Source organism: Pedococcus sp. P1_H8 (assembly GCF_056405175.1).
This window is the reverse complement of sequence record NZ_JBFUCP010000007.1, coordinates 393,520-409,089: the sequence shown is the minus strand read 5'-3', so window position 1 is coordinate 409,089 and position 15,570 is coordinate 393,520. Positions and strand designations below refer to the sequence as shown.

Genomic DNA, 15,570 nt, shown 5'->3' with positions numbered 1-15,570 from the left:
GCATACGAGATGGTCAGGCCGTTGCCGAGCGGCCAGCCGGTCTCGCCGACCGCGCGACCGGGGACGACGACGGGAGCCAGCGCCTCGAGCACGGCGACTGCCGCGGCCAGGGGATCCGAGCGGGTCCGCAGCCACGCACCCGGGTCGGTGAACAGCCCGAAGGGCAGCACGACGTCGCGCGCTCCCGAGGGTGCGGTCGGGCCGAGCAGCCCGAGGGCCGACAGTCCCGCGTCGATCGTCGCCCGGCCGACGTCGCTCGCCTCCGTGCGGCACCAGCGCGCGAGCTGCTGGGCGAGGACGGCCGGGACGGCCACCGTGGCGAGCCGGACCAGCGCGTCGGTGTCGACGGCCGGATAGAGCGCGGTCGTCGTCGGGGAGGTCGCGCCCGGAGCCAGCGACTCCACGGCCACGTGGGCACCCGAGGTCCCGGCCGACCCGACCAGACGCACCCCACCCACCCCATCGAGCAGGGCGCCCAGGGCTGCGGTCGCGGTCACGCCCGCTGCGCCGGCGGCCAGCGTCACCTCCAGCGGGGGCAGTCCCTCCACGGCGAGCGTGAGGTCGCCCGTGATGGTCCCGGAGGCGAGGTCCACGTCGACGTGCAGGCCGCTGGCCCCGATCCGGATCGCGGTCGGCGCGAGGTCGCTCGGCCGGACCGTCACGCCGGTCAGGGCGCGGACGTCGTCGGCGAGCTGGGCGGCGCGCGCCACGACGAGGGGACGGATCGTGGCGACCGGGTCGTGCAGCAGGTGGTCGATGGCGTCGGGATCGACTCCGCTGTCGCGAAGGATCCCCAGGTGGGTGAGCAGGCCGGCGAGCGCCGGGGAGGCGGTGCGGATGCGGGTGCCGATCTCGGACAGCAGGATCTTGACCTCGGGCAGCGCGGTCGTGGCCGTGCTGCCGTCCCCGTCGGCCCGGACCAGCCACGACTCACGGTATGCCGCGAACGCGCGGGCTTCGTGGAGCACGAGCTCGGTCGTCCCGTCGCCGCCGCCCTCGCCGAGGGGCATGGTGACCCGCGCCTCGACCCAGCGCACCGCGAGATCCTGCTGGGACGCTCCCGGCCCCCCGACGAGCCACCCGTCGCTGATGCCGAGGTGCACGTCGAGCACGACCTCGCGCAGCGGCTGCCCGTGCGGAGTCGCCCGGCGGGCCGAGGCGAGGTCGACCCGCGCCCCCACCCCGACGAGCAGGCCACCGAGGTCGAGGTCGAGGACCGGCAGGTCGACGCCGACGTGGACCTCGGTGGGGGGTCCGGTCGTGCGGGCGACGTCCGCGGCCGCTGCGGCCGAGCGGGCGGCTATCCCGGCCACGGCGACGGAGGCGATGGCCGAGCGCACCTCGGCCTCGGGGACGGCTCCGAAGACCGCGTGCACCTCGGCCGTGGACGGCAGGGTCTCGCCCGCCGCGCTCGGCAGGTCGGCGGCGGTGAGCACCGTCATGGCTCGCCGCACCAGGCCCTGGCCGCGTCGCAGCGGGTCGCAACCGAGGGCGAGCAGCGTGTCGGTCCAGGCCGGCAACGGATCGGGGACGAGCCGGTCGAGGAAGCGCACGGCGTCGCCACCCAGGCCCGTGGTCAGGGAGGTCAGCACGACCGGCGACCAGGGCGTCCCCACGGTGACCACTGCCGTGACCCTCGTCTGGCCGACAGCCGCGCGCACCGCGGCCGCGCCCGCCGCGCCATAGCCGACGAGCACCACATCGGCGGTGCGCCCGGACAGCACGGCGGTCAGGCGCCCCGCCAGCGCGGCGACCGTGTCGTGGTCGGGGCGCTCGGCGGCCACGGACGGAGGGGCCGGGAGCTGGACGAACCAGTGTCCGGTCGTCGCCTCCGGCATCGCCGTGGGCGCCGTCCCCGTCGCGTCGATCGCCTGGCCGCCCGGAACGTCGGTGAGCCAGCCCGCACCACAGCCGACGTGGACGACCGTGTCCGTGGCGACGCCGACGCCATCCAGGACGTAGCTGCCGGTCCGTCCGTTGGCGACCAGCTCGGCATACGACAGGCCGGTCAGGACGCTCGTGGTCACGCCGGCGGGCGCCACCGCGCCGACGACACCGTCGGTGTCCTTCCAGCGGGTGACGAGGGAGTCGATGCCCTCCCCCAGCCTGGTCCGGCCCACGAGCAGGTCGGCCAGGTCGGGTGCGCTCGGACCGGCCGCCCGCAACGTGGCGGCGACCGCCCGTCCGTCGGGCACCGTGTAGCCGCGCAGCAGCTCGCCGTACCCGGGCCCACCGGGGCCGGCGGTCGAGACATCCGGGCAGCCGGGGACGGTCCAGACCGCCAGCCCGGGGGCCCGGCGATCGCCGCCGATCGGGCACCGGTAGGGGTCGGCCGGACGGCCGGCCCCGAGTGGCGTCGCGAGCGCTCCACCACTGAGCAGCCACGCGACCGGACCGAGGCCGGTGCGGATGTTGGCGCAGTCGAGGGCGAGGGCGAGCAGCCAGTTCTCGACAGCCGTGCCGGGGTCGTCGATGAGGGCGCCGAGGCGCAGGTGGGCGCCGCCGCCTCGCCAGCCGACGAGGTCCAGGAGGGTGCCGAGGACGTCGGAGCGCGCCCTGCCGAGCAGGGCGGTGACCAGGCCTTCGACCTGGTCCCAGTCGGGCGTGAACGTCACCACCCCCGCGGCGGAGATCTCGGGCAGCGGTATGCCGTGGACGCGCTGCACCAGCGTGCGCGGGTCGGTGTAGGTGACGGTGAGCCCGTCGCCGAGGACACGCGCCTTCAGTCCCGCCGTCGGGGCCCAGGTCGCCGCGACGCCGATGCCGGTGAACGCGACCTTGGCGATCTCGAGATCGAGGGTCATCGGGTCGACGCCCACGGGTCGGAGGAGGACCTCGGCGCTCGCGCCGGCTGCCAGGGACACGTGACCAGCGGAGAGCTCGACGCGCAGGAGGACCACGTCGGCGCCGACCGCCACCTCGAGGTCGGTGAGGACGGGCAGGGCTGCGTCGGCACCGAGGGCGAGGACGAGCGTGTCCGTGCCGTGGACGGCATCGGTCTCGCGCCAGGCCCGCAGCCCGACCCCGCTGGCGACGTCGAGCCGCCACGGGTCGCTCGGGTCGCCGGTCTGGGTCGGGGTCTGCACGGTGCCCGTCAGCAGCTCGGCCAGGCGGCCCAGGACGTCGGCCATGGCGTTCGGGGTCTGCAGCACGTCGAGCCAGTAGTTCTTGATCGCGGCCAGCGGGTCGGCGATGAGGGCCGAGGCGGTGATCGCGGTGACGTTGGTCGGGGCGGCGATGCCGAGGAGCCGCTCGACGGCGTCCTGGGCCCCTCCCAGCCCGGCGAGGGCGGCGCTGAGGGCCGACGAGACGACGGAGTCGACCGCGGCGACGGCGGCCTGGGGCGAGGAGAGGTCGAGCAGGTCGTGGTGGATTCCACCGGGGAGATCCACCCCGTGGAGGGTGAGGGTGAAGGCCGGGTGGCGCGCCGCGTCGAGGCCGATCCCGACCCGCAGGCCAGCCACCGCGGTCCCGCCGGTCAGCAGCGGAGTGCCGCCGCTCGCCTGGGAGCCGAAGACCGCCTCGGCCCGCAGCCCCGGGACGGCGGTGACCGAGCCGGTGCCGGTGTCTGCTCGCAGGAGGTCGACGGTCGCCGTCAGGTCTGCGGTCCCCGGGGCAGGCGACCAGCTGACGTCGAGCCAGGGCACGAGGGTCGGGTGCCCACCGGTGCCGGGGGTCACCCGCAGACCCAGTCGCAGCGTTGCCGGACCGATGGCGAAGCCCACGGAGTTGGTCGCGGCGTCGGGGATGCCGCCGACGAGGCGGGCCAGCTCGGTCAGCCAGGCGTCCAGCGTGGTGTCGTCCTCGAGGATCGACTCGACCCACTCGACCAGGGCGGACAGGCCGCGCGTCGGGAGCTCGGCGATCGGCAGGGGCGGCACGCCGACACCTGCTCCGCGCAGGCCGAGCATCCCGGCCAGGCCCATGACGTGCCGGAAGACGAGGTCGTTCGGGTCGAGGGCGTCGATTTGCTGGCGCACCATGCCGACGACGAACTCGAGGATGTCGGCGCCGAGCGTGGTCAGGGAGTCGAGGTCGAGGGTGCGGCTCTGCGGGGTCACCGCCCCGGGGAGCTGGAGGTCGACCAGCGAGAGGGAGAAGCCGACCGTGTCGTCCGTCGTGGTGGGGATCGCGAGGTGGACGCTCGCGCCGCCGAGATAGGCCACGCCCGGGACGGGCGGGGCGTCGGCGAAGTCGGCCTCGACGCCGATGCTGATCCGGCCACCGGGGCGGCCGAGGAGCAGCCAGCGCGGGAGGGTCGCGTCGGTGGGGCGGCTGTCGGTCTGGCCGCTGCGCGGCACGTGGAAGATCGGGACGTGGATCGTCGTCTTGACCGTCGGCGCCGTCGTCCCGGCCTGGTGCTCGACCGCGACGCCGACGCGCACGGCGCCCTGCACCGGCTCGACCACGGCATACACGGTGATCGCCGGCGAGGACTCGGAGAAGAGCGGGATCCACTTCTGCTCACCCTCGCGGTGCAGCTCCGGCGGTCCGAGCGCCTCGTCGACGAACGCGATCAGAGCGTCCCGCTGACCGGTGTCAGCGAGGATCGTGGACAGGCCATGGGTGTTGCTCGTCGTGGCCATGGGGTCGCCGAACCAGGCACTGTTGGCCCCTGACCCGTCGGTGATACCCAGCGCCTGCGCGAGCGACCCGAAGGCACCCATCCCGTCCTGGGTCAGTGTCATCGGTCAGCGCCGGAGTCCGGAGAGGTCGTTGCGCGCCATCGGCTGCACGACGAGGATCTGCGACCCGGCGGCGACCGACCCGGGGATGAGGGGCAGCCCGGCCGCGTCCTTGCCGAGCTCGGCGCACATCCTGCGGGCCAACTCGAGGATCGCCTCCCAGGCGAACCCCGTGAAGGCCGCGGTCCACCGGCCGGTGACGACCTCGGGCCCGTCGAGCCGGCTCAGGCTCGACATCACCAGACCCGTCGGCGCCTCGGGTGTCCCGACCCCGAAGGGCACCGTGATCACGGCCGGCTCGGGCAGCTGATCGCAGCCGACCTTGACGGCGACCCTGATCACGCCGGGGATGCAGGTGAGGGCGACGGTCGAGATGTCGACCCAGAGCTCGCTGCCCTCCTGCTCCCACACGACGATCGGCGAGGAGTCGGCCGGAACGTCGGCCACGAAGCGGATGACGCTGCGAAGGAGCCGGGTCGCCTCGGCGGCCTTGAGCGTCACGCCCTTTTTGGGCCGGTCCCCCGGCTTGAGCCGGTCAGCGTTGCGTATCGCCTTGAGGATGGACGCGTCGGTGAGGACATCTCTCAGGCCTGTCGCCCCGCCGACCCCGAGCGCGCCGGAGGCCCGCGCGCCGGAGCTGCGCGCGCTGGAGGACCGCGCGCCAGAGGGAAGCTCGCCCCGGACTGTCACAGCACACCTCCCTGAAGGCGGCGCGGACCATCAGTGGACCGCCTCCCCAGAGACGGCCGAATGCGGTGTGGCCCGGACCCCTCCGCAGCCACACCCAAGCGAATGCATGTCAGTGATGCTCCCTGCAGGTAACCAGCGGCGAGACTCGGCGGTCAACGGCCTGTCACAGAACCGCCACATCTCGTAGCGCAAACCTCGACATTCACGACAATCGCTCGACACGGCATCGCCGTGTCGCGAATCGTCAGCCGGCTCCGCTACTCCAGGTCGGCGCGAGCGCGCGACTCCACCGTGATCGTCACCGAACCGCCCAGAGTGTCGAGGAGGCCGCCGACCAACGGCAGGTCCGCCTTGCCGGAGACGCGGACCACGGCTGTCTGGCCGTCGGGACTCCCCGTGCCCTGAGCCACCTGCCAGGCCAGCATGCTCGCGGGCCTCGGGCGCTCTGCGAGGTAACGCACTGCTGTCTCACGCACGGTCTTGTCGCTGATCGCGACCGCATCACCCAATCCGCGCTGGTACGCCCCGAGGTCGAGGGCGTCCGCTGCATCGAGGGCTGCGCCGTCGGCGGCGTCGAGCAGCCGCATCCGGGACAGCTGCACCGAGGTGACTGCGACCGTTCCGACGATGAGCAGGATTGCCACGACGGCGAACCCGAGGATCAACAAGCTCACCTGACCGGCCTCCCCGCCGCCGGCTCGCAGCCTTGCTGGCGACGTCAAGCGCCTTGCCAACCGTCGCCAGTCGCCGCGGGCACACTCCACCCACGCAGCGAGCCTCCCGTTGCCCTGACGGGTCATCGTTGTCCGCTGAACCGGTCGACGACTGCCACATGACTGGCCGTGACAGGCACCTCGAGCGGCACCACCCTGCGGGCGAACGACGGGACCAGCGGCAACGGCACGGTGACGGTGGTGGCCATCTCGACCCAACCGTCAGCCCGAAGGCATGGCGTGCCGTCACAGGTCATCGTCAGCTCGGCGGCGTCAGCGCGAAAACCCTGGTCCTCGAAGGCGATCCGAGCGGCGGCCGACGCGCGCTCGTGGGCAGCCGCGGGCTCGGACGCCGTCACGAAGGCCCTGCCGGCTTCGCGCGCCGCTGCCGACGCGGCATACGCAGCCGCTTGGATCCTCGACAACGTCATGACCAGGTAGAAGAGCGGGACCATCAGCATCACCGCGAGGAAGACGAACTCCACCACGGCGCTGCCACGCTCGCCCGCCGCCCTGAGCGCCATCGCCCGTCGACGCAGTACCAGCATCACTGCCGCTCCAGGTAGGCGCGACCAATGAGGTCGAAACCGCTGTCCGGCCCGAACGGGCCGAGAACGGGCAGTGGCGCGCGCACGCGCACCGCGACGACCCGCACCCCTCCGGCGTCCACTACCTCGACAGAGACGTCGCGGGCAAAGCGTGCCGAGAGCGAGGTGTCGATCAGCTCGCGGGTGCGGGCCGCTCCGACGCGCGGGTCGGCGTCAGCCCTCGCCCCGAAGCGAGCCCCCTCGGATGCACAGGAGATGATGGTGTTGCGGACGTACAGGGCGAGTCCCACCTGGAACACGGCGAGAAAGAGCACCGACACCAGTACCGAGACCAGGACGAAGTCGACCACCGCCGCACCCTCCTCGCGCCGACCGCCGACTGGCGTCCACCGCACGGCGGCTACCTCCTCGCGCTGTTGAGCGCGTCCGAGAACATCGCCGTGAGCTGGTCCTCCGCGACGGCCCACAGGACTGCCACCAGCCCGGCTGTCATCAAGGTGATCAGCACCCAGCCCGGGACGTCGCCGCGCTCGCGGCGCTCGGCGGGCTGCCGGACGCTCCGGAGGACGCGGACCACGGTCAGCTGTGTGCGGGCCAGGGAGCGGTGAAGGATTGTCATGAGTTTCCTCTCGTGTGCTGGGTCAGGTGGTGCTGAACCAGGTGGTGCTGTCGTCAGGTGGTCCCGTGGTCAGGAAGGGTCAGATCGAGAACCGCAGGAAGGCAAAACCGGGAAATACGGCGAACAGCACGGTGATCGGCAGCACGAGGAAGACCACGGGGATCATCATCGCGATCTCCTTCTTGCCACCCGCCTCCATGACTGCCCGCCGCCCCGTCTCACGAACGTCGTGCGCCTGCGCTCGGAGCACCTCCGCGAGCGGCGTGCCCCGCTCGATCGCGATGACCATGCCGTCGACGAACCTCGACAGGCTCATCAGGCCGGTGCGGTCTGCGAGTCCCTGCAGTGCCTTCTCCAGGTTCGCTCCGGCGCGCGCGTCGGCCAGGCAGCGGCCGAGCTCGGCAGACAGCTCGCCATGGGACAGGCGACAGACGCGTTCCAGTGCCCCCACGGCGCCCTCGCCCGCGCCGACGGCAAGGGCCAGGAGCTCGGCGATGGTGGGGAACTCGCTCAACATCCGCTGCTCGCGAACGTTCGCCTCGCGGCTGAGCCACTGGTCGCGGGCCACCACCGCCGACCCGACGCTGCACAGGACCACCAGAACGGCGGGCAGCACCGAACCACCCTTGCCCAGCCAGACGAGGCTGCCGACGACGATTCCCACGAGCAGGCCGATGGCGCCCCAGAGGACCTGTTCGGCCCGGAACCGGTCCACGTCGGGAGCCTTGCCAGCCCGCTGGAGGCGTCGTCGGACCGACGCCGACCCACCGAGGATGGACTCGATGCGTCCTCCGAGGTCCGCCACCACGGGTCCGGCAAGGACCTTCAAGGCGCCCGCCCCTGCGACCTGGCGACTGGCCAGCAGGCGAGAGGGACGCGGGGCGTCTCGCAGATACGGAAGGAGTCGGTCGTCGAGGGTGGCCCGACGGTTGCGCGGCAGCCCGCCCCAGACCAGCAGCAGGCCAAGCCCCAGTGCGAGTCCGATGGCCGCGCCGGCCAGGGGCCCGGTCATCGGAGCACTCGCGCGTCCTCGGGCAGCCGCCCGATGAAGACCATGATCCGGTATGCCGCCGCCGACACCGCCGCGCCGACGAGCAGGATCACCGTGCCGGTAGTGGTCCCATAGGCCCGGATCGACTCTGGCCGGGTGCACAGCATCGCCAGGACGACCCAGGGGGCCGCGACGGCCAGCCGGGCGGCGTTGACGGTCCAGCCCTGTCGGGTCTCGAGCTCGGATCGGGTGCGGCTGTCCTCCCGCAGGAAGGTCGAGAGGGTGCGCAGCAGGCCACCGAGGTCGCTTCCGCCCACCTCGCGGGCGATCCGCAAGGACTCGACCAACCGGTCCCCGACCGGGTCGCTGAGCCGGTCCTTGAGGCGGTCGAGACAGTCGTGGAAGTTCCCGCTCGCCCGGTAGTCCTCGGCGAAGGCCTGGAACGCCGGCCGTAGCTCCTCCGGCCCACGCACTGCCAACTGGCTCAGGGCCTCGGGCAGAGCGAGGCCGGCGCGGACGCCGGAGGTGATGTTGTCCACCGCATCGGGCCACAGCTCGCGCAGGTTGGACCGGCGTCGTCTGGCCCGCATCCGTACCAGCGCGAAGGGACCGTAGCCCGCCATGCCTGCGAAGCACAGTGCCACCGGCGCGACCTCGGTGGTGGCAAAGACCCCGACCGCGACGAGCGCGAAGCCCACCAGGCAGACGACGACCAAGCTGCGTGGGCCGACAGACTGGTAGCCCGCTTGAACGAGCTCGTCGTGCAACCTGTCCATGAGCGAGACCCGTGGTTGTCGCGTCGGAGTCGGCTCAGGCAACCAGGCAGACCACCAGAGGCAGAAAAGGCCACAGCCCAGCAGCAGCCCGATGACGAATCCGATCACCTGGTCACTCCTGCGCCAGGAGGGCAGCGACGTCGTACCCCGCGCGTCGGAACCGCTCTGGGTGCGGCGGGAAACCGTCTGCTCGACGGAGCACGCCGTCGCGCTGGGTGAAGATGTCGGCCGTCTCGACGACGTCGCCCTCGACCCGGCCCGGAACGGCGACGATCTCGCGAACCCGGCGGACCCCGTCGTGGTCGAGAGCCGCGTGCACGACGATGTCGACCGAGCCGCCGACGGTGGGCACGACGAACCGACTGCCGACGTTCTCACCGGCGAGCAGCGGCAGCGTGCACATCTTGGTGATGGCTTCCCGAGCACTGTTGGCGTGGATGGTGCACATGCCGGGCAGGCCGCTGTTGAGGGCGATGAGCAGGTCGAGGCTCTCGGCTTGGCGCACCTCGCCGACGATGATGCGCGACGGGCGCATGCGCAGCGCTTCCTTGACCAGTCGTCGCAGCGGGATCTCCCCGGTGCCTTCGAGGCTGGGAGGACGGCACTGCATGGATGCCACGTCCCGGAGTGGGATCTTCAGCTCGAAGACCTCTTCACAGGTGACGACCCGTTCGCGTGGGGGGATGGCGGCACTCAGGCAGTTGAGCAGCGTCGTCTTGCCTGCCTGGGTGCCACCTGCGACGAGGATGTTGAGCCCGGAGGCGACAGCGGCGCCCAGGAATCGCGCGGCATGCGGCGTCAACGTGCCCAGCCCCACCAGGTCGTCGAGGTGGGCAGCCCGGACCACGAACTTGCGGATGTTGACCGACCAGTGCGCCCGGGTGATGTCCGGGATGACCACGTGGAGGCGTGACCCGTCGGGGAGGACGGCGTCGACGAAGGGACTCGAGAGGTCGACCCGCCGACCGCTCGTCTTGAGCATCCGTTCGACGAGGTCGCGGACCGAGTCAGCCGTCAGCATGGTGGTGGTCAGCTCGGCGACCCCACCACGCGCGATGAACACCTTGGTCGGCTCGTTGATCCAGATCTCCTCGACCTCGGGGTCGTCGAAGTAGGGCTGCAGCGGCCCGAACCCCGCCACCGCGTCCTTCACCGACTTCACCGCGTCCTCGAGGTTCGCCAAGGCCGGAAGGCTCCCGTGCAGCGAGCGCTCGTCGTAGTCGGCCACCGCGTCGCGCACGAGTCGGTCCAGCTCGCCCACGTCCCGGGCAGGGTCCACCCCCGACCGCCGGATCAGCTCCCGAACCTCGGACTCGACAGTCATGACAGCGTCCATCTCAACCTCCCCATGACGTCCCAACCCCCCTGGTCGGCGAACCCCTCGTTTGCCTCCGGTTGCGGACGTCAGCGGCATACTAGCGGGTAACCTTTCAGGGCGGCCTCCGGCGTCCACAGCGGTGGGCAACCCCGTCCGCCCACTCTGCGCAGTGCCTACGGTCGAGCGATGCGATTGCAGCTGACCGTGGTGCGCCGCCCCAGAGGGCCGGCCTCGCCATCGCCCTCCCCCCTCGAAGTCGAGGTCGAGGCTCCCGTGGATGCCACGTCGCACGACCTTGCCGTCGCCCTTGCGGACCTCGTGGCGGACCTCGTGCCGGACCTCGTGGCTGACCAGCCACCCGACGAGCTGCAGGACCCCGTGGTCTGGGTCGGCGGTTCCCTCATCGCGGATGGCACCCTGCTGGGCCGCGACCTGCTCGTCGACGGGGCGGCGATCGCCCTCGGCTCCAGGCCTTCGGCCGGGCCCCTGGCAAGCAGTTCTCCAGGCACTCCGGTGGCCCTGGCGATCGCCCATGGACCCGACGCGGGCCGGACGGCCGAACTCGCACCGGGGTACCACACCGTGGGGCGCTCCGACGAGGCGACGATCGGTATCGACGACCAGCGCATCTCTCGGCTCCACGCTGCCATCCGGGTGACGGCCGACGGCATCACCCTTGCCGACCTGCGGTCGACCAACGGCACCTACCTCGGTGGCGTCCCGGTCGGCGCCGAACCCGTTCCCCTGGCGGTCGGTGCGACCGTCCAGGTCGGCGACACCGTGCTGGTCCTGCGTCCGGCAGGCGCGGTCCCGGCCGCCCTACGTCCTCGACCCGACGGGACCCGCGCCGTCAACAGACGACCCCGCCTGCTCTCGCCGGCCGCTCCCGTGTCCATCGCCCTGCCTTCACCACCAGACCAACCCGGCCGCACCCGCGTGCCCTGGATCGCGATGCTGCTCCCTGTCCCGTTCGCTGCCGTGATGGCGATCTTCTTCGGTCCGATGATGCTCGCGTTCGCAGTGATGAGCCCCCTTCTCATGGCGGGCACGGCCCTGAGTGACCGCGTCGGGAGCAGGCGCACGTATGCCGCGGAGCACGCGGCATACGAACGTCACCTCGTCGCCTCCCACGAGCGCCTCGCGGCGGCCTGCGCCGAGGAGGCGCGCTCCTTGCGACGAGCATTGCCCGACCCGTCCCGGACCCTCCTGATCGCGACGATGCCGGGGTCTCGTCTGTGGGAGCGACGTCGCGGTGACGCTGATGCGCTCACGGTGAGCATCGGCCAGTGCACGACGCCCGCGACCCTGCGCGTCATTCGACCGCCCGGCGACCAGAGCCCGGAACACCCTGCGCTGGAACGGGTTCCGTGCGCCCTGTCGTTGGCCGACATCGGGATCCTGGGTGTCTGCGGTGAGCGCGGCGCTGTCATGGCCCTGCTGCGAGTGGTCCTGGGCCAGCTCGCCGCGCTGCACTCCCCGCTCGACCTCGACCTGAGGCTCGTCGCAGGAAGCGTGCGAGCCGACGCCGCCTGGTCGTGGTTGAGTCGGCTCCCCCACGTCCGCCGACCCGACGGCAGTCCGAGCCACCACTGGGTGAGCGGCCTGGACGCCGATGCCACCGCTCGCGCGGCTGTCGTCGAACTGGCCGAACGAGTCCGTGCGCGCCGCTCGGCGCCCACCTACGCCGCGGGTCGGTGGTCCGGCCCTCGCACCGTGGTGGTCCTTGACGGAGTCTCGGCCCTGCGTGGCCTCCCCGACCTCGCGGAGGTGCTCGAGCACGGTCCGTCCGTCGGGATCTGCGTCCTCGCCCTCACCGAGGATCGAGCCGGGCTCCCCTCCGAGGCGAGAGGGGTTCTCGACCTGACCACACCTTCCCAAGCTTCGTTGCACCTCCCGGGTGGTGCAGCCACGGACCTGGTCGTGGACCGGACCGGCGCCTGGTGGGCCGACCGACTCAGCCGTGGCCTCGCTCCGCTGCGTGATGCGACACCGGGAGGTCAGGAGAGTGCGTTGCCGAACCACCTTGGTCTTTCCGAGCTGTTGGGCCCGTCCCTTCGCGACGCACGCATCGACGCCACGGGCCCCACGTCGGCCGCAGTGGCTCACACCTGGGCCCAGAGACCACACCGGACGGCGGTGCCCGTCGGCGTGACCAGCGACGGCCCGTTCACCGTGGACCTGGCCGTGGACGGACCGCACATCCTCGTGGCCGGCACGACCGGCGCCGGCAAGTCAGAGCTGCTGCGGAGCCTGGTCGCCTCCCTCGCACTCCACAACCGTCCCGAGCACGTCTCGTTCGTCCTCATCGACTACAAGGGCGGCGCGGCGTTCCGCGAGTGCGACGCGCTGCCCCATGTGGCCGGTGTCGTCACCGACCTGGACGACCACCTTGCGGACCGCGCCCTCGCGTCGCTCCTGGCGGAGCTCAAACGGCGTGAGCGACTGCTCGCCGAGGCTGCAGTCACCGATTTCGTTGCCTACCAGTCGTCGTCGAACTCGGCGGGCTCTCCCCTCGCGCGACTTGTCATCGTCGTCGACGAGTTCCGGGCGTTGGCCGAAGAGCTCCCCCAGTTCGTCGACGGCATGGTCCGCGTCGCCGCCCTCGGCAGGTCGCTCGGCGTCCACGTCGTCCTTGCCACGCAACGGCCGGCGGGAGTGGTGACGGCCGACATCAAGGCCAACGTCAACCTCCGCATCGCCCTTCGGGTCCGTGACCGGACCGACTCCGACGACGTCATCGATGTCCCTGACGCCGCAGGTCTCGACCGCGCGGTGCCCGGTCGTGGGTTCGCCCGCGCCGGAGGTGGTCCGCTGGTGACCTTCCAGTCGGCTCACGCGGGCGGACGGTCCCGCCCGGCCGAGCCCCGCGGCATACGCATCAGGGCCATCGAATGGGACCGCGCGGCGGGCCCTTGGCCCGTGGCGCCGGGCGACCAGGAGGCCGGGCCTTCTGACCTCGTCTCCGTCGTCAAGGCCGTTGCGGAGGCTGCGGACCAGGTCGGCGCCCGCCCGGCCCCCAGCCCGTGGTTGCCTCCGCTGCCGGCGCGGCTCGACGTGGAGTCCTTGCCGGCTGGGTCCGGGTACCGCATTCCGATCGGGCTCGTGGACGAGCCTGCGGCACAGCGACAGCTACCGCTGGAGGTCGACCTCGCCGCGCCGGGTCACTGGGGCTTCGTCGGGACCTCGGGAAGCGGACGCACCAGTGCCCTGCTCACCGTCGCCTTCGGCGCCACCTTCGCGCTCGACCACACCCGCCTGCACCTGTATGCCGTGAGCGGAGGTTCGCTGTCGGAACTCGAGGGGTTGCCGCACTGCGGCGCACACGTCGGGTGGGACGACCTTCCCAGGCTCGAGCGCCTCGTCGTGAGGTTGTCGAGCGACGTGGCGGACCGCAGACAACGACTCGCCGCGAGCGGCCACGCCACGATGGCCGCCTGGTGGCAGTCGGAGGACGACGCTGCGCCACCCGGGCTGCTGGTCGTCGTGGACGACTGGGACGTGCTGGCCCAGCGCACGGACGAGGTGAACCACAGCACCCTGGTGGAGAGACTGTTGGGGCTGTTTCGGGAGGGGGCCGGGCTCGGGCTCACTGCCGCGGTGGCGGGAGATCGTGCCCTCCTGGTCGGCCGGGCCGCCTCAGCCATGACCCATCGCGTCCTGCTGAGGCTTGCCGACCCAACCGACCTGTCCCTCGCCGGCCTCCCCACCAGGTCCGTGCCCAGATCCCAGCCACCCGGCCGTGGCGCCCTGCAGGGCGGCACCGAGGTCCAGCTCGCCCTCGCGTCGCCGCGACGAACGCCACGAGGGACGCTAGGAGGGCAGCCTCGCGCGGGGACGCCGGACCTCCCGGCTCAGACCCCCGACGTCGCGACGAGCGCTGCACGTTCAGTGGCCCCGATCGCTGACGGAGGGTGCCCGACCCACCAGCCGTGGCGGGTCGACGCCCTCCCCGAGCGGGTGGATGCCGCGTCCCTGCCGAGACCCTCCGGTCACAACGACTTGATGCCGATCGGTCTCGGCGGTGATGAGCTCGGAGTGCTGAGCCTGTCACCCGCTCGAGATGGCCGTCGCTGGATCGTGGCTGGCAGCAACGGAACTGGCGTGTCGACGACGCTGGTCATGATCGCCACCGAACTGCTGAGGCGGGGGCGTCGTGTCGCCGTTGTCGCGACCCGAGCGGGTCCTTGGGGCGCCGTTCGCCGCGACCCCAAGGTCCTGTGGTGCGAGGACCCGACGCAGCCTCAAGAGCTGGTCGCGCTGCGTCGGGTGGTGCCCGACCTGGCGGTGCTCGTGGACAACGCGGAGGGGCTGCTCGACTCCGCTGTCGAAACCGCGGTGAAGCAGGTGGCGGCCGTGGTCGACCGCGACGGTGGCCTGGTGGTGGCCGGAGCCGATGCCAGCGCGCTGTCCGCGCAGTACCGCGGCCTCGCCGTGGAGCTGGCGCGACACCGTACCGGGGTCCTCCTGGGACCGGCGAGCTCGGCCGAGGCGGACGTGTTCGGGGTGCGGGTGCCGATCGACCGCGCTGCTGTTCCAGGTCGGGGCTACCTCGTCCGCAACGGGGTCGCGACTGCCTTGCAGGTCGCGGTTGCCGACCAGGCCCCCGACCAGGCCCCCGACCAGACCTCCGACCAGACCCCCGACCGGGCCGTCGACCGGGCCGTCGACGCGGAGGTTGTCACGGGCCCCAGCCTGCCCAGTGCGCCCGGCCGGTCCGGGGCGACTACGGTCAGGAGGTGACTCTCACCCCTGACCTGGCCGCGCTAGGCGACGAGAAGTTCGTCGCCCTCACCACGTTCCGCAAGTCCGGCGTGGGGGTTCCCACCACCGTGTGGGTCGGCCGCGACGGCGACTCGCTCGTCGTGACGACACCGAGTGGCAGCGGCAAGGTCAAGCGGGTCCGCAACGACGAGCGGATCGAGCTCCAGCCGTCCAGCCGTCGCGGGACCGTCGACACGTCTGCCCCACCGGTCGCCGGCGTGGCCGAGGTGGTCGAGGGCCCTCACGCGATGAACCGGCTCGGTGAGGTGATGGGCGCCAAGTACGGGCTCGAGTACCGCCTCGTCATGGGCATCGAGCGACTGCTCCGCCGCGGGGCGCCTCAGCGCGTGATGCTGCGGATCACGCCGGCCCCTGACGCGGCCTGACGCGAAGCACTGCTGCGGCCAGGCGCCCCACACGCTGCCGATTGAAGGATCGCGTGGATCTTGGCGCACGGGATCCTTCAATC

At 72.1% G+C, this 15,570-nt stretch carries 11 protein-coding genes; 2 read left to right on the top strand and 9 right to left on the bottom strand.

Going from position 1 to position 15,570, the window contains the following annotated elements:
• From AC1DYG_RS12905 to AC1DYG_RS12865, 9 genes are all read right to left on the bottom strand, one after another.
• Positions 1-4,688, bottom strand: a 4,688-nt coding sequence (locus AC1DYG_RS12905; protein WP_477640260.1) for a hypothetical protein, incomplete at its 3' end; no start/stop codon positions are given.
• Between the two features lie 3 nt (positions 4,689-4,691).
• The gene (locus tag AC1DYG_RS12900) at positions 4,692-5,375 is read right to left on the bottom strand and encodes a hypothetical protein (RefSeq protein WP_477640259.1); all 684 of its coding nucleotides are present in this window, start codon (positions 5,373-5,375) and stop codon (positions 4,692-4,694) included.
• Between the two features lie 257 nt (positions 5,376-5,632).
• Complete coding sequence (locus AC1DYG_RS12895; RefSeq protein ID WP_477640258.1) at positions 5,633-6,049, bottom strand: pilus assembly protein TadG-related protein; 417 nt, start codon at positions 6,047-6,049, stop codon at positions 5,633-5,635.
• 122 nt (positions 6,050-6,171) lie between these two features.
• Entirely contained in the window at positions 6,172-6,636 is a 465-nt protein-coding gene (locus AC1DYG_RS12890; protein WP_477640257.1) for a pilus assembly protein, read from the bottom strand.
• A complete protein-coding gene (locus AC1DYG_RS12885) occupies positions 6,636-7,031 on the bottom strand; it encodes a TadE/TadG family type IV pilus assembly protein (protein ID WP_477640256.1) in 396 nt (131 codons plus the stop codon). Before AC1DYG_RS12885 ends, AC1DYG_RS12890 begins: the two co-directional genes overlap by 1 nt.
• Before the next feature lie 5 nt (positions 7,032-7,036).
• Entirely contained in the window at positions 7,037-7,255 is a 219-nt protein-coding gene (locus AC1DYG_RS12880) for a hypothetical protein (RefSeq protein WP_477640255.1), read from the bottom strand.
• A 79-nt stretch (positions 7,256-7,334) separates the two neighbouring features.
• Complete coding sequence (locus AC1DYG_RS12875) at positions 7,335-8,267, bottom strand: type II secretion system F family protein (protein ID WP_477640254.1); 933 nt, start codon at positions 8,265-8,267, stop codon at positions 7,335-7,337.
• Positions 8,264-9,130, bottom strand: coding sequence for a type II secretion system F family protein (locus AC1DYG_RS12870; protein ID WP_477640253.1), 867 nt, complete (start codon positions 9,128-9,130; stop codon positions 8,264-8,266). The genes AC1DYG_RS12875 and AC1DYG_RS12870 overlap by 4 nt, the downstream gene beginning before the upstream one ends.
• A 4-nt stretch (positions 9,131-9,134) precedes the next feature.
• Entirely contained in the window at positions 9,135-10,358 is a 1,224-nt protein-coding gene (locus tag AC1DYG_RS12865) for a CpaF family protein (protein WP_477640252.1), read from the bottom strand.
• Between the two features lie 168 nt (positions 10,359-10,526).
• On the opposite strand from AC1DYG_RS12865, the gene AC1DYG_RS12860 reads away from it, so the two are divergent.
• Together AC1DYG_RS12860 and AC1DYG_RS12855 are read left to right on the top strand one after the other, a co-directional pair.
• Entirely contained in the window at positions 10,527-15,080 is a 4,554-nt protein-coding gene (locus AC1DYG_RS12860) for an FtsK/SpoIIIE domain-containing protein (RefSeq protein ID WP_477640251.1), read from the top strand.
• On the top strand, positions 15,077-15,487 hold the full coding sequence (locus AC1DYG_RS12855; RefSeq protein ID WP_477640250.1) for a PPOX class F420-dependent oxidoreductase: 411 nt from the start codon (positions 15,077-15,079) through the stop codon (positions 15,485-15,487). Before AC1DYG_RS12860 ends, AC1DYG_RS12855 begins: the two co-directional genes overlap by 4 nt.
• Positions 15,488-15,570 lie beyond the last annotated feature (83 nt).